Source organism: Pseudomonas asturiensis, from assembly GCF_900143095.1.
In the GTDB taxonomy this organism is placed as follows: domain Bacteria; phylum Pseudomonadota; class Gammaproteobacteria; order Pseudomonadales; family Pseudomonadaceae; genus Aquipseudomonas; species Aquipseudomonas asturiensis.
Window position 1 is genome coordinate 339,481 of record NZ_FRDA01000004.1, and the last position, 18,068, is coordinate 357,548.

At 60.9% G+C, this 18,068-nt stretch carries 15 protein-coding genes; 7 read left to right on the forward strand and 8 right to left on the reverse strand.

Annotated elements, in window-relative coordinates; genetic code table 11:
- Positions 1–56: 56 nt before the first annotated feature.
- Positions 57–545 (reverse strand): gluconokinase, encoded by a 489-nt coding sequence (locus BUB69_RS09625; RefSeq protein ID WP_073165226.1) that lies wholly within the window; start codon positions 543–545, stop codon positions 57–59.
- Positions 546–826: 281 nt separating this feature from the next.
- Between BUB69_RS09625 and gntR the strand changes: the two genes are divergently transcribed.
- Both gntR and BUB69_RS09635 read left to right on the forward strand, forming a co-directional pair.
- Positions 827–1,843 (forward strand): HTH-type transcriptional regulator GntR, encoded by a 1,017-nt coding sequence (gene gntR, locus BUB69_RS09630; protein WP_073165229.1) that lies wholly within the window; start codon positions 827–829, stop codon positions 1,841–1,843.
- A gap of 302 nt (positions 1,844–2,145) precedes the next feature.
- The gene (locus BUB69_RS09635) at positions 2,146–3,117 is read left to right on the forward strand and encodes a YncE family protein (RefSeq protein WP_073165233.1); all 972 of its coding nucleotides are present in this window, start codon (positions 2,146–2,148) and stop codon (positions 3,115–3,117) included.
- Positions 3,118–3,236: 119 nt separating this feature from the next.
- Here BUB69_RS09635 and BUB69_RS09640 read toward each other — a convergent pair whose 3' ends face one another.
- The 5 genes from BUB69_RS09640 to glcD all read right to left on the reverse strand — a co-directional run bounded on the left by BUB69_RS09640 (position 3,237) and on the right by glcD (position 9,907).
- Entirely contained in the window at positions 3,237–5,417 is a 2,181-nt protein-coding gene (locus BUB69_RS09640) for a malate synthase G (protein WP_073165238.1), read from the reverse strand.
- Positions 5,418–5,679: 262 nt separating this feature from the next.
- Entirely contained in the window at positions 5,680–6,087 is a 408-nt protein-coding gene (locus tag BUB69_RS09645) for a heme-binding protein (RefSeq protein WP_073165241.1), read from the reverse strand.
- A gap of 33 nt (positions 6,088–6,120) precedes the next feature.
- A complete protein-coding gene (glcF, locus tag BUB69_RS09650; protein WP_073165244.1) occupies positions 6,121–7,347 on the reverse strand; it encodes a glycolate oxidase subunit GlcF in 1,227 nt (408 codons plus the stop codon).
- A gap of 2 nt (positions 7,348–7,349) precedes the next feature.
- Complete coding sequence (gene glcE / locus BUB69_RS09655) at positions 7,350–8,408, reverse strand: glycolate oxidase subunit GlcE (RefSeq protein WP_073165249.1); 1,059 nt, start codon at positions 8,406–8,408, stop codon at positions 7,350–7,352.
- A complete protein-coding gene (gene glcD / locus BUB69_RS09660) occupies positions 8,408–9,907 on the reverse strand; it encodes a glycolate oxidase subunit GlcD (protein ID WP_073165252.1) in 1,500 nt (499 codons plus the stop codon). Before glcD ends, glcE begins: the two co-directional genes overlap by 1 nt.
- Positions 9,908–10,250: 343 nt before the next feature.
- Here glcD and glcC point away from each other — a divergent pair, with 343 nt between their 5' ends.
- From glcC to hppD, 3 genes are all read left to right on the forward strand, one after another.
- Positions 10,251–11,018: a transcriptional regulator GlcC gene (glcC, locus tag BUB69_RS09665; protein ID WP_073165255.1), complete on the forward strand. Its 768-nt coding sequence runs from the start codon at positions 10,251–10,253 to the stop codon at positions 11,016–11,018.
- Between the two features lie 140 nt (positions 11,019–11,158).
- Positions 11,159–11,794, forward strand: coding sequence for a maleylacetoacetate isomerase (maiA, locus tag BUB69_RS09670; RefSeq protein ID WP_073165258.1), 636 nt, complete (start codon positions 11,159–11,161; stop codon positions 11,792–11,794).
- A gap of 139 nt (positions 11,795–11,933) precedes the next feature.
- Positions 11,934–13,010, forward strand: coding sequence for a 4-hydroxyphenylpyruvate dioxygenase (gene hppD, locus BUB69_RS09675; protein WP_024688344.1), 1,077 nt, complete (start codon positions 11,934–11,936; stop codon positions 13,008–13,010).
- Positions 13,011–13,051: 41 nt separating this feature from the next.
- Here hppD and BUB69_RS09680 read toward each other — a convergent pair whose 3' ends face one another.
- Positions 13,052–13,840 (reverse strand): IclR family transcriptional regulator, encoded by a 789-nt coding sequence (locus tag BUB69_RS09680; RefSeq protein ID WP_073165261.1) that lies wholly within the window; start codon positions 13,838–13,840, stop codon positions 13,052–13,054.
- Between the two features lie 149 nt (positions 13,841–13,989).
- Between BUB69_RS09680 and hmgA the strand changes: the two genes are divergently transcribed.
- Both hmgA and fahA read left to right on the forward strand, forming a co-directional pair.
- Positions 13,990–15,294: a homogentisate 1,2-dioxygenase gene (hmgA, locus tag BUB69_RS09685; protein WP_073165264.1), complete on the forward strand. Its 1,305-nt coding sequence runs from the start codon at positions 13,990–13,992 to the stop codon at positions 15,292–15,294.
- Positions 15,294–16,583, forward strand: coding sequence for a fumarylacetoacetase (gene fahA, locus BUB69_RS09690; protein ID WP_073165268.1), 1,290 nt, complete (start codon positions 15,294–15,296; stop codon positions 16,581–16,583). Before hmgA ends, fahA begins: the two co-directional genes overlap by 1 nt.
- A 17-nt stretch (positions 16,584–16,600) precedes the next feature.
- On the opposite strand, the gene BUB69_RS09695 is transcribed toward fahA, so the two are convergent.
- On the reverse strand, positions 16,601–18,064 hold the full coding sequence (locus tag BUB69_RS09695) for an N-acyl-D-amino-acid deacylase family protein (RefSeq protein WP_073165271.1): 1,464 nt from the start codon (positions 18,062–18,064) through the stop codon (positions 16,601–16,603).
- Between the last annotated feature and the right edge of the window lie 4 nt (positions 18,065–18,068).

Sequence of the window (18,068 nt, forward strand, 5' to 3'; positions counted from 1 at the left end):
CTACAGCGCCCCTTCGTGTGTGCAAGACAGCGCTGTCTTTTGCACTCACGCCTTTATCAGGCGTGGGAGTCTTTCCACCAGGCTGCCGCTTGCGTGCCAATCTGTTCAATGGACTGGGTTGCATCGACCACCAGGGTCAGCGGTTCGCCATAGGGCGCTTCGAGCGTTGCAAACTGGCTGTCCACCAGGCTTGCAGGCATGAAATGCCCAGGGCGGTGCGAGCAGCGTTCGACGGCAAGCTCCTTGGTCAGTTCCAGAAACACGAAGCCCAGCCCCGGAACAGCATCACGCAGGCGCTGGCGATAGATCAGCTTGAGGGCCGAGCAGGTCAGAACAGGGTGTTCGCCTCGGGCAAGGGACGCCGCGAGTTCTTCACCCAGGCGGGTCAGCCAGCCGGCGCGGTCCTGATCGTTGAGAGGGGTCCCGGCGCTCATCTTCTCGATGTTGGCCGGCGGGTGGAAGGCATCACCTTCGATGAGGCGACCTCCGCTTTTGAGTGCAATTTCGGCACCTACGGCACTTTTGCCGCAGCCCGAGACACCCATCACCACAAGGGCTGAAATAGCAGTATTCGCAGTTGTCACAGTAGGCACCTCATCTGGAGACAGCGCTGTCTTTGTCCGATGGACATCAAGACCAGCTCAAGCTGTTCCAGTTCTTGTCGTTGTTTTAGGTTAAACACAAACATCGGAGGCTGTTCTCCGTGGCGACCCTGCGCGGGCGGCAAATATGAAACCAGCGATAAAGCATTGTCACGGTCCGTGAGACAGCGCTACCTTATGGGGCATTAGACACATTTGGCAACCCCTATATTAGTTGGCAACGCATGACGCGCATTGGTTCCCGATCTACCGGTCGTCCGACCCTCAATGAAGTGGCCCGTCTGGCTGCCGTTTCTCCCATTACAGCGTCACGGGCGCTGCGGGGTGTCGCAACTGTTGCGCCAGAGCTGGTGGAAAAAGTTCGCGCAGCCGCCCACAGTCTGGGCTATGTCGCCAACCCTGCCGCTCGCGCCCTGGCGTCGTCCTGCAGCCAGACGGTCGTGGTGCTGGTGCCTTCGCTCTCCAACCAATTGTTCATTGAAACGCTGGAGGCCATTCAGGATGTCTTGCGCCCTCGCGGCCTGGACGTGGTGATCGGCAACTATCACTACTCGGCCGAGGAAGAGGAGAAATTGCTGCGCAACCATCTGGTCAATAGACCGCGCGGTATTTTGCTGACCGGTTCCGACCGCACCCAGGCTTCGCAGCAGATGCTGGAAGCCAGCGGCATTGCGTGCGTGCACATGATGGAGCTGGACCCACGCCCAGGCACCTACAGCGTGGGGTTTTCCCAGGAACAGGCGGGGGCGCAGGCTGCCCGACACTTGCTGGGCAGAGGTCGCAAGCGACTGGCCTACATGGCTGCTCAGCTCGATACCCGAGTGTTGCAGCGTGGCGCAGGATTTCGTCAGGTGTTGGAAGACGCTGGCCTGTTCGACGCCGAACTGCAGGTCACGACTCCTTTGCCATCGTCGATAGGCCTGGGCGGCGAGCTGTTCGCTCGGCTGCTGGACGAGCATCCTGATGTCGATGGCATTTTCTTCTGCAACGATGACCTGGCACAGGGCGCATCGCTCGAGGCCTTGCGTCTGGGTGTCGCCATTCCCCGGCAGGTCTCGATGATCGGTTTCAATGATCTGCCAGGCTCGGCGCACATGGTGCCGCGCCTGACCTCCATCCGCACCCCGCGGCAGGAAGTCGGCCAACGTGCGGCCCAGGTGTTGCTGGGGCTGCTGGACGGCGTTGTCCAGCAATCGCGGGTGGATCTGGGATTCGAGCTGGTGGTGCGCGAGAGTTCATGAGTCCCCCATGAGCAGGTTGCAGACCAATGGCGAGCGACCTGCTCAGGCCACCGCCGCCCTGACGCGAGCCCGCGAACGCCTTGCCTCTCGACCTCCGAAAGCTTTTTTGCCACCACCTGGAACCCTTCTTTTACTGTCATTTCTGTCAGTACCCAACCCGTCTCGGTGAGTATTCAATGACCTCAGGTTTTTGGATCCGGGTGGCATAAGCGACGTTGCCACATCGTTTGTTGATGGGGCCATACCTTCTTATCTTTCCCCCATCGTGGCGGTCTCGCGGGACCTATTCTCAGGTGAGTGACATGCACAAAAAAGCATCTCAGGACGTAAGAGCTTTTACCCATATGGCAGACCCGGACGGCGCAGGAGTGCCGCTGGACGTTGCATGGCTGACAGGCATCATTCCGCTGGGCTTCGTTCCCAGGGAAATCGCCATCAGCCCCGATGAAAAAACACTTTATGTGCCTCACGAAAACGGCAGAGAAATCAGTGTGGTCGACGTCGAGACCGCAAGCGTGGTGAATTGCATCAAGGGGGTGGGGCCGGGCGAGGTCACCCTGAGCCCCGACGGCAAACGGCTCTACAGCGCCGGCTATAACAAGTGCTTTGTGATCAGCACCCTGACCTGCGAAGTGATCAGGGTCATTGCCTCAGGCAACGTCAACAGGATCGTCTGCAGTCTGGATGGCCGATTCATCTTCCTGTCGTTCAGGTACGCACCAGGCGGGCTGATTCGCCAGATCGAAACGCAGCACTACAGTGTGGTCAACGACTTCGATCTGGGTACGCTCTCCAACGCTTCGCGGGTGCTGGGTGTCAGCCCTGAAAACGATCGCGTGTACGCCTCGGCGCTGGTCACCGGCACTGACGCCTCGACGGTGTCGGCCATCGGTACGGTCGATTATCTGCAGCACGATATTCAAGGCTTTACCGAGCCGCAATCGCTGGCCGTCAGCTCGGACGGGACTCGGCTGTATGTGGGCGGTATCGATGAGGTGTATGTGGTCGATGCAACCACCTGCAGAATGTTCTATCGAGAAAAGATCGGCTCGCAGGGCTATCCCGTCAAGGTTATCGGCATCACGCCGGATGATCGCTATGTATACGCGGTCTGCACCTGCAATTTCGACGTGTACAGGATTGATACGCTCAAGGGCACGGTTGCCTGCGTAGCCTTCTTCCCGTCCCTGGGTGGTTCGGTGTTGAACGCATCTGGAACCCTTCTCTACAGCACTCATACCGACATGAACTGGATCTCCATCTACAAGCTGTAGCGTTACCTGCAACGACCTCGCCGCCGTCAGCGTTTCGAACATCTTCCTTCAGACAACGGCCGAATGTTTCTCCGGGCACCGCGCACGGGCCTGAGAAACATTCGGTTCTGCCGCGTGGGTTATCGATCGCTGTCCTTGAACGCCAGCCTCGATTCATGCAGCAGCGGCTCGGTGTAGCCGGCCGGCTGTTCGCAGCCCTTGAACACCAGGTCGCAGGCAGCCTTGAAAGCTACCGATTGCTTGAAATCCCTGGCCATGGGCCGGTAATGCGAGTCCCCGGCGTTCTGCTTGTCCACCACTTTGGCCATGCGCTCCAGCACGCTTTGCACGTACTCCTTGTCGACCACTTTGTGCAGCAGCCAGTTGGCCATGTGCTGACTGGAGATACGCAGCGTGGCGCGATCTTCCATCAGCCCGACATTATGGATATCCGGCACCTTGGAGCACCCCACGCCCTGTTCGACCCAACGCACCACATAGCCGAGCAGGCCTTGTGCGTTGTTCTCCAGTTCCTCGCGAATCTGCTCCAGGGTCCATTGCGGTTCAGCGACCACCGGGATGGTCAGCAAGTCATCCAGCAATGGGTCACTCACGTCGGCCAGGCTGATCTGTTCAAGTGTCTGCTGAACGGCCCGTACATCGACTTGATGATAGTGCAGGGCGTGCAGGGTGGCGGCGGTTGGCGAAGGCACCCAGGCCGTGGTGGCACCGGATTGTGGATGAGCGATTTTCTGCTCCAGCATGTCGGCCATCCGGTCGGGCATCGCCCACATACCTTTGCCGATCTGTGCCCGGCCGCGCAATCCGCAGGACAGTCCCACCAGCACGTTGCTGCGCTCGTAAGCCTTGATCCAGGGCGTGTTCTTCATGTCGCCCTTGCGCAGTACGGGGCCTGCCTGCATGGCGCTGTGAATTTCATCACCGGTGCGGTCCAGAAAACCGGTATTGATGAACGCGACCCGTGCCGAGGCCGCTTCGATGCAGGCCTTGAGGTTGACGCTGGTGCGCCGTTCCTCGTCCATGATGCCCATCTTTATCGTGTGGCGCTCAAGCTTGAGCATGTCCTCTATTCGGCTGAACAACTGGTCGGCAAACGCCACTTCGTCCGGGCCGTGCATTTTGGGTTTGACGATGTAAATGCTGCCCGCCCGGGAATTGCCGCGTCGGGTCAGATCGTGCAGGGCAATCAGGCTGGTCATGACGCCGTCCAGGATTCCCTCGGGAATCTCGTGCCCGTCGCGGTCGACGATCGCGGGGTTGGTCATCAGATGGCCGACATTGCGAATGAACAGCAACGAACGCCCGCGCAACTTAAGCTCGCCGCCCCTGGCCGCCGTATAGCTACGATCGGGATTCAGGCGTCGGGTGACAGGTTTGCCGCCTTTGTCGATCGTCTCGACCAGATCACCTTTCATCAGTCCCAGCCAGTTGCGATACACCAGCACCTTGTCGTCGGCATCCACGGCGGCAACCGAGTCTTCGCAATCGATGATGGTCGAGAGCGCCGACTCCAGCAGCAGGTCCTTGATCCCGGCCATGTCGCTGCTGCCGACCTTGTGATGCAGGTCGATCTGGATTTCGATGTGCAGGCCGTTGTTCTTCAGCAAAATGGCGTCAGGCTTGTCGGGCTCGCCTTGAAAGCCCACATACTTTTCCGGCTGTTGCAAAGCGGTCCGGGTGCCATCGGCCAGTGTGATGTGCAACTGGTTGTCTTCGATGTGATAGCGGCGGGCGTCGATGTGGCTGCCCTTGGCAAGGGGGGCGCTGGTGTCGAGCAGTTGACGGGCGACCAGGATCACCTTGGCACCGCGCAGCGGGTTGTAGCCTGCGCTGATCTCGGCACCATTGGAGACGGGGATTGCGTCGGTGCCGTAGAGCGCATCGTACAGCGACCCCCAGCGGGCATTGGCGGCATTGAGTGCGTAACGCGCGTTGCTGGCGGGAACCACCAGTTGCGGGCCGGCCTGTTCGCTGATTTCCAGATCGACATTGGAGGTCGTCGCGCTGACGTGCTCAGGGACTGGACGCAGATAGCCGATCGATTTCAGAAACTCGCGGTAGGCGGGCATGTCGCTGATCGGGCCGGGATGCTTTTTGTGCCAGGTGTCGAGCTCGGCCTGCAAACGTTCACGCTCGGCCAGCAATTCGCGGTTGCGCGGCGCCAGTTCATGCACCAGCGCATCGAAGCTGCCCCAGAACGTTTCCGGGTCCAGACCGGTGCCGGGCAGGACTTCTTCATCGACGAAGCGTTGCAGATTGACGGCCACCTTGAGGTCTTGGCATTTGATGATGTCGGTCATGGGAAGAGGTCCTTGGTTAAGGTTTTTTTCGCGCCAGTGCTCGGCCTCAGACCTGAGCCTTGCTGGATGACTGCAAGGCTTAGGTGGAGGCGAGGTGGCTCGCGAAAGCGACGTGCGGATGCCGGATCTTCAGGCGCAGAGCCTTTAGTGGAGGTACCGGTCTGTTCATGAGCAAGCTCACACCTGCGTAGCCCGGTGTTGTCCTTTCAGACCTGCGTATAAAAACAATCGCCCACGCACGGGAATGATTTATAACGCCTGTTCAATCGGCATTCAGCGCTGCAATACCCGCCTTGGCGACCTGGGCATCCTGATCCGCCTTCACGCCGGACACGCCCACTGCGCCGATCACCTGGCCATCGACAATCACCGGCACGCCGCCTTCCAGCGAGGTCAGCAACGGGGCGCTGAGAAACGCCGTGCGGCCACCGTTGACCATGTCTTCGTAGCCTTTGGATTCGCGTTTGCCCAACGCCGAGGTGCGGGCTTTTTCGATGGAGATATAGCTGCTGATCGCGGCAGCGTCGTCCAGTCGCTCGAAGGCCAGCAGATGGCCGCCGTCATCGACAATCGCAATCGACACGGCCCAGCCATTGGCATGCGCCTCGTTGCGGGCGGCGATGAGCATCTGGCTGACTTCGTTCTGGGTCAAAACGGCTTTTATTTTCATGGGAGCTCCTGAGAAAAAGTGGGGTGAGAATAGTCAGTGCGTACCGTTCAGCGCCTGGTCGATCAGCTCGATCCAGTGCCTTACGGGTGTTCGATGGGCGCTGGCCAGATGGGTCTGGCAGCCGATGTTCGCGGTGGCGATGACCTGCGGTTTGCCGCTCTCCAGGGCGTTCATGCGGTTGTCGCGCAACTGGCGGGCCAGCACCGGTTGTGTGACTGAATAGGTGCCTGCCGAGCCGCAGCACAGATGGCCATCCGGTACCGCAGTCAGGTTGAAGCCTAGACGAGACAGCACCTTTTCGACTTCGCCACCCAGCTTTTGCGCGTGCTGCAACGTGCAGGGGCAATGGAATGCCAGCCGCGTGTCGGTTTTGATGTCCAGCGTTTCCAGAGGTTCGTCGCGCAGCACCTCGACCAGATCACGCGCCCTGGCGCTGACCTGCGCGGCCTTGTCGGCGTAGGCCGGATCGTGGCGCAGCAAATGACCGTAATCCTTGACGAACGCTCCACAGCCACTGGCCGTCTGGACAATGCTCTGCGCGCCGCCCTCGATAGCGGGCCACCAGGCGTCGATGTTGCGCCGGGCGCGATCCAGTCCCGCGTCCTGTGCGTTGAGGTGATAATCCACCGCGCCACAACAGCCCGCTTCGCGGATCGGGGTGACGCTGATGCCCAGCCGGTCCAGCACCCGTGCGGTGGCCGCATTGGTGTTGGGCGACAGTGCCGGTTGCACGCAGCCTTCCAGCATCAGGACCTGACGAGAGTGGCGCGTGTCCGGACGAACGCCTGCGGTATGAATCGCGGACGGCAGCTTGTCTTTGAGCGTGTCCGGCAGCAGTGGGCGGAAGGTAGTGCCCAGGCGGGTCAGCGTTTTGAACAGCCCTGTATTGGGCACGACGTTACGCAAGCCTTCGCGCAACAGCCGTTGGCCCAGTGGCCGCGGCACGGCGGCATCGACCACTGCGCGGCCGATGTCCAGCAGGTTGTGATAGTCGACCCCCGAAGGACACGTGGTCTCGCAGTTGCGGCAGCTCAGGCAGCGGTCCAGGTGCAGTTGGGTTTTTTCGGTGACCTCATGGCCCTCCAGTACCTGCTTGATGAGGTAGATCCGTCCCCGTGGGCCGTCCAGTTCATCGCCCAGCAATTGATAGGTCGGGCAGGTGGCGTTGCAGAAACCACAGTGCACGCAACTGCGCAGAATGCGTTCGGCTTCTTCAGCGCGGGGCAGTTGTCGGGCCTGTTCGCTCAGGGTGGTCTGCATGGTCAGAGCTCCGCGTACAGTCGGCCGGGGTTGAAGATTCCTTGCGGATCGAGCCGGGTCTTGAGTTGATGGTGGTAGCGCATCAAAGGCGCAACCAATGGCTGGAATGGGCTGTCATGGTGGCCTGGCGTGTAACAGGTTGCATGCCCGCCGACCGCCGTTGCCAGGCTGCGAATGGTTTCACCGCTGGCGTCGGATTTCAGCCAGCGCTGAGCCCCGGCCCAGTCGATGAGCTGCTCGCCCGGCAGGTTCAGCACGCCGGTGTCGGCCGGTACGCAGATGCGCCAGAGCGGGCGCGGGTCGGCGAAGAATGGCAGGCGCTGTTCATTGAGTGTCTGCCAGTACTTCGGGTCCAGTTGTTCGCCACCCAGCCTGTCATGTGCAGCGGCCACCGAACCTTCGCCACCTTCAAGGCGCAGACGCAACACTTGTCCATCATGGCTGGCGGCGCTGATCGGTATCGGCTGCTGGCCCCATTGCGTCAAACACGCCAGTGCGCGGGCGCTGTCCATTTGCAGCGCGATGCTGCTGCACAGGCGTGGTCTGGGCAGGACCTTGAGCGAAACTTCGGTCAGCACACCCAGGCAACCCATGCTGCCCGCCATCAAACGCGAGACGTCGTAACCGGCGACGTTCTTCATCACTTCGCCACCGAACCTCAGGTGTTTGCCGTGACCGGTAATCACCCGGGTGCCCAGCACAAAATCACGCACCGACCCGCTCCACGGACGCCGCGGTCCCGACAGCCCGGCCGCCACCATGCCGCCCAACGTGGCATCGCCGAAGGTTGGCGGCTCGCAAGGCAGCATCTGACCCGCATCATCGAGGGTCTGCATCAGCTCGCTCAACGGTGTGCCGGCGCGGGCGGTGATGACCAGTTCGGTCGGGTCGTAGCTGACGATGCCGCAGTGACCGCGCATGTCCAGCACTTTGCCTGGTGCTTCACGGCCGAGAAAGGCCTTGCTGTTGCCGCCCTGAATGCGCAGTGCAGTCGCGTCGTGCAAGGCCTGGTTGACCTGATCAAGCAGCGCGGCGCTGGCGTCCGTGTCTTGTGCAATCATCAGAAGCGCTCCAGGTCAGGGAAGGGCAGTTGCCCGGCATGCACGTGCATGGCACCGAACTCTGCACAGCGGTGCAGCGTCGGGATGTTCTTGCCAGGGTTGAGCAGGCCGCCGGCGTCGAAAGCAGCCTTGATGGCATGAAAAAGGGTCAGTTCGTCGCTGTTGAACTGTGCGCACATCTGGTTGATTTTTTCTCGCCCCACGCCGTGCTCCCCGGTGATGCTGCCGCCAACCTTGACGCACAATTCGAGAATCTTGCCGCCCAGCTCCTCGGCGCGCTCCAGCTCGCCCGGCTGATTGGCATCAAACAGAATCAACGGGTGCATGTTGCCGTCACCGGCGTGAAACACATTGGCGACGCGCAGGCCGTAGTGCTCGGACAACTCGGTAATGCCTCGCAAAACACCGGGCAGCTCACGGCGCGGGATGGTGCCGTCCATGCAGTAATAGTCCGGCGACAGGCGGCCGACCGCCGGAAAGGCATTCTTGCGACCGGCCCAGAAGCGCACGCGCTCGGCTTCGTCCTTTGCCTGACGCACTTCTGTGGCACCCGCCTGCGTCAACACCTGACACACGCGCTCGCAGTCGTCGTGAACGTCCGCTTCGACGCCATCCAGTTCGCACAACAGAATGGCTTCTGCCTCCACCGGATAGCCTGCGTGGATGAAGTCTTCAGCGGCGCGGATCGCCAGGTTGTCCATCATTTCCAGACCGCCGGGAATGATGCCCGCCGCGATGATATCGCCCACCGCACGCCCGGCTTTTTCCACTGAATCGAACGCCGCCAGCAGCACTTTGGCGACCTGCGGTTTGGGCAGCAGCTTGACCGTCACTTCAGTGATGATGCCGAGCATGCCTTCGGAGCCGGTGAACAGCGCAAGCAGATCAAAACCGGGCGAATCCAGAGCATCGCTGCCCAGCGTCATGTACTCGCCTTCGACGGTCAGGATCTCGACCTTGAGCAGGTTATGCACGGTCAGGCCGTACTTGAGGCAATGCACACCGCCTGCGTTTTCAGCGACGTTGCCACCAATGGAGCAGGCAATCTGCGAAGAAGGGTCCGGCGCATAGTACAACCCATGAGGTGCCGCAGCCTGGGAAATGGCCAGGTTGCGTACGCCAGGCTGAACGCGGGCCAGGCGAGCAGCGGGGTTGATCTCCAGGATACGGTTGAAGCGCGCCATCACCAGCAGCACCCCTTGCTCCAGCGGCAGCGCGCCGCCCGACAACCCGGTGCCAGCGCCGCGCGCAACTACCGGCACGCGCCGTTCATGGCACAGCTTGAGCAGCGTCTGCACCTCCTCGATATGGCGCGGCAGCACCACCAGCAACGGCGTGGTGCGGTAGGCGGACAGCCCGTCACACTCGTAAGGCCGCAGCTCTTCGGCGCGGTGCAGGATGTCCAGATCAGGTAACTGCTGCTTCAGGTCGTGCAGCAACTGTTGCTTGTCGACAACAGGCAGCACGCCGTCGAGACGTTCGTCGTAAAGAATATTCATCAGGCAACCCAGGATTGTTGTTATCGGGCTAGCGGTTGACTTGCATCATTGGGGGTATGAGCCGTAGTGTCTATGAGGAAAAGGGCTGGTCGAACCAGTTTTTCAGCGTTGGCTTTCAGCGTCTATTTTTTTAGTCCTTTAAAATCAAAAGGTTGTTTTGCATTTGATCAGGTCGCTTCTCGTCCCGTTTTACTGGTCATACCAGTTGGGCTGTTCGCGCTTCATCAGGCAGCACGCAACTTACTGACTGAATGCAACTGAGTGTAGGTCCGGGGTTTGCCGAAGGGCCATGTTGTTTCGGCCATATCCTGCAAAGAAAAAGTCGCGCGCCAGCGGAGATCTCATGAACAACGCATCCACCCCAAGGCCTCCGCAAGTCGCAGACGTGGTCTGCGAGCGGATCGAGCGTCTGATTGTCGACGGTGTGCTGAAGGTCGGACAGCTCCTGCCGTCCGAGCGACGCCTGACCGAAAAGCTTGGCGTGTCGCGGACCGCATTGCGCGAAGGCCTGAAGCTGTTGCGGGCGCGGGGCATTATCGAGACGCGGCAGGGCAAGGGTTCGTTTGTTGCACAGATGAACGCCGACCAGCAGACCTCGCCGCTCATGCACCTGTTCGGCTCGCAGCCTCGCACGCTGTACGACCTGTTCGAAGTGCGCAGCCTGCTGGAAGGCGAGTCGGCACGACTGGCGGCGCTGCGTGGTACGGCCGCTGATTTCGTGCTGATCACCCGCAGTTACGATGCGCTGGTTGCGGCACAAGGCAGCGAGTTGTCGGCCAGTGAGCATGCACGCCTGGATCATGCCTTTCATCTGGCCATTTGTGAGGCCTCGCATAACCCCGTACTGGTGCAGACCCTGCGTTCACTGACCGACCTGTTGCTCAACACGGTCTTTGCCTCGGTCAATAACCTGTATCACCGTGAACCGCAAAAGCGTCAGATCGACCGCCAGCACGCCCGTCTGTACAACGCGGTCACCGGCCGTCTGCCGGAACAGGCGCGCAAGGCTGCGCTGGCGCACATTCAAAGCGTCAGCGAGAACCTGCGCGAGATCGAAAACGAAGAGCAGCGTCTGGTTCGCGCCACCTTGCGCCTCGAGGGCTGGAACTGATCCGGGCGCAGACGTGTGTTGACAGGCGCGCAGCGATCCCGCAGTTTACGCATTACGTAAACCAATTACGATAATCGCCGGTAACGACACCAAAACAATAACAACAGGCAACGCCATGCGCGTTCCAGCAGGCAGCTTCCGTGGACCTATTCACCTACTACCGCTCGACGTCCAGTTACCGCGTACGCATTGCGCTGGCGCTCAAAGGGCTGCAGCCCACTGCGATCCCGGTCAATCTGATTCGCGACGGCGGTGAGCAGCACAAGTCCGACTACCGTGGCGTCAACCCGCAAGGCAGAGTGCCTGCGCTCAGGCTCGACGACGGTACGGTCATCACCCAGTCGCCTGCCATTATTGAATACCTTGAAGAGCGCTATCCCGATCCGCCCTTGCTGGCCTCGGAACTGGCCCTGCGTGCCCGCCAGCGTGCGGTCGCTGCGACCATCGCGTGTGACATTCATCCGTTGCACAACGTGTCGGTGCTCAACCGGTTGCGAAGTATGGGGCATGACGAAGAGGCTGTTTCAGGCTGGATTGGCCACTGGATCAGCGAGGGTCTCGCTGCTGTCGAGCAACTGATCGTCGGCGACTGTTTCTGTTTTGGCGACACGCCCAGTGTCGCCGATGTTTATCTGCTGCCCCAGCTGTACGCGGCGCGCCGCTTCAATGTTGATCTCGGCTCATTGTCACGTATTCAGCAGGTGGAACAGCGAGCCTTGCAGCATCCGGCCTTTTTGCAGGCGCACCCGGATGCACAATCGGACAAGCCGGAGTAGGCTGGCCTTATGAGAACGCTTGGACTGCAATTGATTTTCGGTGATTTCCTCGCCCGCAGTGTGCGAGGGATTCCGTGTGCGCCACCCGCAGGACGGTGACGACTTTTTTGTTATCCCACTTTCCTGCAAGGAGCCAGACATGGCTGATCTCTACGAAAACCCGATGGGCCTGATGGGCTTTGAATTCATCGAATTTGCATCGCCAACCCCCAATACCCTTGAGCCTGTGTTCGAAATCATGGGCTTCACCAAAGTGGCGACCCACCGCTCCAAGGACGTGACCCTGTATCGCCAGGGCGCGATCAACATCATCCTCAACAACGAACCGCACAGCCTGGCGTCTTATTTTGCGGCAGAGCATGGGCCGTCGGTGTGCGGTATGGCGTTCCGCGTCAAGGACGCGCAAAAAGCCTACAACCGCGCGCTTGAACTGGGCGCGCAGCCACTGGAAATCGCGACCGGGCCGATGGAGCTGCGTCTGCCGGCCATCAAGGGCATCGGCGGCGCGCCGCTGTACCTCATTGACCGTTTTGGCGAAGGCACGTCTATTTATGACATCGACTTCAATTTCATTGAGGGCGTGGACCGTCATCCGGTCGGTGCTGGCCTCAAGTTCATCGATCACCTGACCCATAACGTCTATCGCGGCCGTATGGCGTACTGGGCGAACTTCTACGAGAAGCTGTTCAACTTCCGTGAAATCCGCTACTTCGACATCAAGGGCGAATACACCGGCCTGACCTCCAAGGCCATGACCGCGCCCGACGGGATGATTCGTATCCCGCTGAACGAGGAGTCCTCCAAGGGCGCCGGGCAGATCGAAGAGTTTCTGATGCAGTTCAACGGCGAGGGCATCCAGCATGTGGCGTTCTTCACCGACGATCTGATCAAAACCTGGGATGCGCTCAAGGCCATCGGCATGCGTTTCATGACCGCGCCGCCGGAGACCTATTACGAGATGCTCCAGGGCCGTCTGCCCGATCATGGCGAACCTGAAGACGAGCTGAAAACCCGAGGCATTCTGCTCGACGGTTCTTCCGACGGTGGCGAGCGACGTCTGCTGTTGCAGATATTCTCCGAAACCCTGATGGGCCCGGTGTTCTTCGAGTTCATTCAGCGCAAAGGTGATGATGGCTTCGGTGAAGGTAACTTCAAGGCGCTGTTCGAATCCATCGAGCGGGATCAGATCAAGCGCGGTGTACTGACCGCTGACTGAGGATCATCAATGCCCGGCGCCTCAGGCGCCGGGTACGACCTTCAGGCAGGCATCGTACCGCCCATACGTTCGCTGATGGCGGTCGCCGTTTCCAGCAGGCGTGTGGCGGCGATGCTCTGTACCTGATCAGTCAGGATCGAGCCCGGACCGACAACCGTGATCACGCCGACCAGCTTGTCGCCCATGGCAAACAGCGGGCACGATGCTGCGTTGATGCCTGGCATCAGCAGCCCTTGAATCTGATGCACACCCATCGTGCGGATCTGCGTCAGATGAAGGTCGATCTCCTTCAACTGAGCGGCATTCAGGTGTGGAGCTTCCCGTGCGCGCAGCGGCGCGGTTTCCGGCGTTTTCAGGAAACTCTCGAACACCATGCCCGTGGATGAACTGAGCAGCGGCAGCACCGAGCCGATCTGCGTGACCAGTGTCACCGCACCCATCGACGGCTCGACGTACACCACGGTCGGCCCCTTGTTGCCCCACACCGCCAGAAAGCAGGTCTGGTTCAGCTCGTCGCGCAGGTTCGCCAGCCAGGGTGCAGAGACTTTCAGCACATCCAGCTTGCCCAGTGAAGCCAGACCGACCTGCAAGGCCTCGCGACCCAGACCGTAGTGGCTGGTCACAGCGTCCTGTTCAGCGAAGCCACTGGCGACCAGCGCCTGCAGATAGCGATGAACCTTGGCGGCAGGCATGCCCAGATGCTCGGCCAGTTTCGACAGCGAAGTGGCGGGTGACAGTTCAGCCAGCGCCTTGAGTACGCCCAGGCCCACTTCAGCGGCCTGCACCTTCTGTTGGCGTCCGCTGGCCGTACGTTCTGTCTCTTGAGTCATGGGATCGTGCGCCGGTCTGGAAAGGCAGCTTTATAGCTTGACCGGTCTGCAAACTCAAATTACGTTATGCGTAATTGATTTACGATTTAAGCAATACATCGACAGTTGAGTGACCCGATAACAACACTCGATAACAACAAGAGGTCCAGATGCCTGCACATTTCCCTCACGAGCCGCTGGTCTATCAGACGGGGTTCGGTAATCAGTTCAGCAGTGAAGCGCTGCCCGCTGCATTGCCGGTCGGTCAGAATTCACCACAGAAACATCCTTTGGGCCTGTATGCCGAGCAGTTGTCAGGCACGGCCTTTACCGTTTCGCGCGGCGAAGCGCGCCGCAGCTGGCTGTACCGGATCAAGCCTTCGGCGGCGCATCCCGCCTATCAGCGCATGACGCGGCAGATCACTGGAAGCGGGCAGGGACCGATCACGCCCAACCGCTTGCGCTGGAATGCTTTCGATATTCCGGCTGAACCCGCTGACTTCCTTGACGGCCTGATCTCGCTGGCAAGCACCTCGGCCGCCGATCAGGCCGACGGCGTCAGCGTCTATGTGTACGCGGCCAATACGTCGATGCAGCGGGCGTTCTTCAACGCTGACGGGGAATGGCTGATCGTGCCGCAACAGGGCCGCCTGCGATTGATTACCGAGCTGGGCCTGCTGGACATCGAGCCGCAGGAAATTGCCGTACTGCCGCGTGGCATGAAGTTCAGCGTGCAATTGCTCGACGCCAGCGCGCGTGGTTATGTGTGCGAGAACCACGGCTCTGCCCTGCGCCTGCCTGACCTGGGGCCGATTGGCAGTAATGGTCTGGCCAACCCGCGAGATTTCATCGTCCCGGTGGCCTGGTTCGAGGAGCGTGACGAGCCTGTAGAGCTGGTACAGAAGTTCCTCGGTGAGCTGTGGGCCACGCAACTGGATCACTCGCCGTTCGACGTGGTCGGCTGGCATGGCAACAATGTGCCGTACAAATATGACCTGCGCCGTTTCAACACCATGGGCACCGTCAGTTTCGATCATCCCGACCCGTCGATCTTCACGGTTTTGACTTCGCCCGGCGCTGTTCATGGTCAGGCCAATGTCGATTTCGTGATCTTTCCTCCGCGCTGGATGGTGGCGGAAAATACCTTTCGGCCGCCCTGGTTCCATCGCAACCTGATGAACGAATTCATGGGTTTGATCGACGGTGCCTACGACGCCAAAGCCGAAGGCTTCATGCCCGGCGGCTCTTCTTTGCATAACTGCATGAGCGCGCACGGCCCCGACAACATCACGGCTGAAAAAGCCACGGCTGCCGAGCTCAAACCGCACAAGATCGAAAACACCATGGCGTTCATGTTCGAGACCGGCAAGGTGCTGCGTCCGAGTCGCTACGCCCTGGAGTGCGCGCAATTGCAAACCGATTACGACGCCTGCTGGAACGGCATGGCCAAGACTTTCACCAAGGAACTGCCCTGATGACTATCGCTTCGAACCGCCGCAGCTGGGTGACGTCTGCCAATGGCCACGCTGATTTCCCTCTGCAGAACCTGCCGCTGGGGGTGTTCAGCCACGCAGACTCCGGGCCGCGTGGCGGCGTCGCCGTTGGCGATAGCATTCTGGATCTGCAGGCTGCCGTGCAGGCCGGTCTGTTCGACGGTCCGGCTGCCGAGGTCGCCGATATTGCCAGTCGCGATCAGCTCAATGACTTCTTCGCCCTCGGCGCGCCGGCGCGTCGAACCCTGCGTGCCGCACTGCTGCAGTTGCTGGATGAGGCTAACCCGCTCGCGCAAGCCACTGCCGATCAGGTGTTGCTGCCCATGAAGGACTGCCGCATGCACGTGCCTGCCAGGGTGGGCGACTACACGGATTTCTACGTCGGCATCCATCACGCGCTGAACGTCGGCAAGCTGTTTCGTCCCGACAATCCGTTGTTACCCAATTACAAATATGTGCCCATCGCCTACCACGGCCGCGCCTCTACGCTGTGCGTTTCCGGCACGGCGATCAAGCGTCCGAAGGGTCAGACCCTCGCGCCGGGCCAGGATGCCCCGACCTTCGGCCCCTGCAAGCGGCTGGACTACGAACTGGAAATGGGTGTCTGGATCGGGCCGGGCAACGCCCAGGGCGACGCCATCGATATCGCACACGCCAGCCAGCATATCGCCGGGTTCTGCCTGCTCAATGACTGGTCGGCACGCGACATTCAAGCGTGGGAATACCAGCCTTTGGGGCCGTTCCTGTCCAAGAGTTTCGCGACCACGATTTCGCCCTGGGTGGTCACCGCAGAAGCGCTGGAGCCTTTCCGTATCGCTCAGCCAGCACGCCCGGAAGGTGATCCGCAGCCGTTGCCGTATCTGCTCGATCCTTCGGACCAGGAGAGCGGGGCGCTGGACATCGAGCTTGAAGTCCTGCTGCTGACCGAAAAGATGAAGGCTGATGGGGTCGGCGCGCACAGGCTGGCCCTGAGCAATTCTCTGAACATGTACTGGACCGTGGCGCAGATGGTCGCGCACCACAGCGTCAATGGCTGCAAGTTGCAGCCGGGTGATCTGTTGGGCACTGGCACCTTGTCCGGTCCGCAGGCAGGCCAGCTCGGCAGCCTGCTGGAGATGACCGAGGGCGGCAAACAGGTAGTGACGCTGCCCAATGGGCAGGAGCGACGTTTCCTGGAGCCTGGCGATGAGGTGATTCTGCGTGCGCGCTGTCGTCGTGAGGGGCAGGTGTCCATCGGCTTTGGCGAGTGTCGTGGCACCGTGATCGGCTGACGGCGGGACACCCTTGTTCAGCGCTGCGCGAAACCGGCAAGCAAAGAGCCCGAGCGGGGCAAAAACTGCCCCCATCGTTCAGGACTCGCCTGACCGTCTGCATAGCTCGCCCTGCCATTGACCCACACGCGGTCGATGCCCTCGGCGGCGCGCTGCGGGTCGTCGAAGTCGGCAATGTCCTTGATCCGCATCGGGTCGAACAGCACCAGATCCGCCCAGTAGCCTTCACGTATCAAGCCGCGCTGGTGCAGACCGAAACGTGCAGCCGAAAGACCGGTCATCTTGTGCACGGCCGTGTGCAGCTCGAACAGCTTCCGGTCGCGACTGAAATGCCCAAGTACCCGTGGAAACGCCCCCCACAGACGTGGATGCGGAAAGGGGTCTTCCGGCAGCCCGTCAGAGCCGATCATGGTCAGCGGATGGCTGAGAATGCGTTCCACGTCCGCTTCATCCATGCCGTAATACACCGCGCCGGCAGGCTGCAGACGACGTGCGGTCTCCAGCAGGGACAGGCTCCAGTCAGCAGCGATGTCTGCAAGGTCGCGCCCGCTCTGATCCGGGTGCGGCGTGGACCAGGTGATGGTGATGCGGAACGCATCGGTGACCTGTTTGAGATCCAGCGTCGAGGAACTGGCGGCATAGGGATAGCAGTCGCAGCCTACCGGGTGGGTCGCGGCAGCGTTTTCCAGCGCCGCCAGCAACTGCGGACTGCGGCCCCAATTGCCCGCACCCGCACATTTGAGGTGTGAAATGATCACCGGCACCCTGGCGTGGTGACCAATGCGAAACGCTTCGTCCATGGCTTCCAGTACCGGCTCGAACTCGCTGCGCAGATGAGTGGTGTACACCGCGCCGACGCTTGTCAGCTCTTCGGCCAGTTGCATGACCTCGTCCGTTTCGGCATCGAACGCCGAGGCATAGGCCAGCCCGGTGGACAGCCCCAGCGCACCGTCCGCCAGGCTGTCGTGCAGTTGCTTGCGCATGGCCTGGATCTCGCTCGCGCTGGCGGTACGCAGCAGGTTGTCCATGTGGTTGCTGCGCAGGGCGGTGTGGCCGATCAGGGCCGCGACATTGACGGCAGGCCGCGCTGTTTCGACGGCGGCGCGGTAATCGGCAAAACGCGGATAGACAAACGCACTGGCTGAACCCAGCAGGTTCATCGGGTCGGGCGGCTCGCCGGCAAGGCTGACGGGCGAGGCGCTGATCCCGCAATTGCCGACGATGACAGTGGTCACACCCTGACTGATCTTGGGCAGCATGGCGGGTTTGCGAATCACCACGGTGTCGTCGTGGGTGTGAACGTCAATGAAACCTGGCGCCAGTACGCGGCCGTTGGCGTTGACCCGTTCTCTGGCAGCGACGTCATGCAGTGCGCCGATTCGCTGGATGCGACCCTCATGAATCGCCACGTCGGCGCGACAGCCCGGCGTGTCGCTGCCATCAATCACCCAGGCGTCGCGAATCAGCAGGTCGTACAGCATGTCG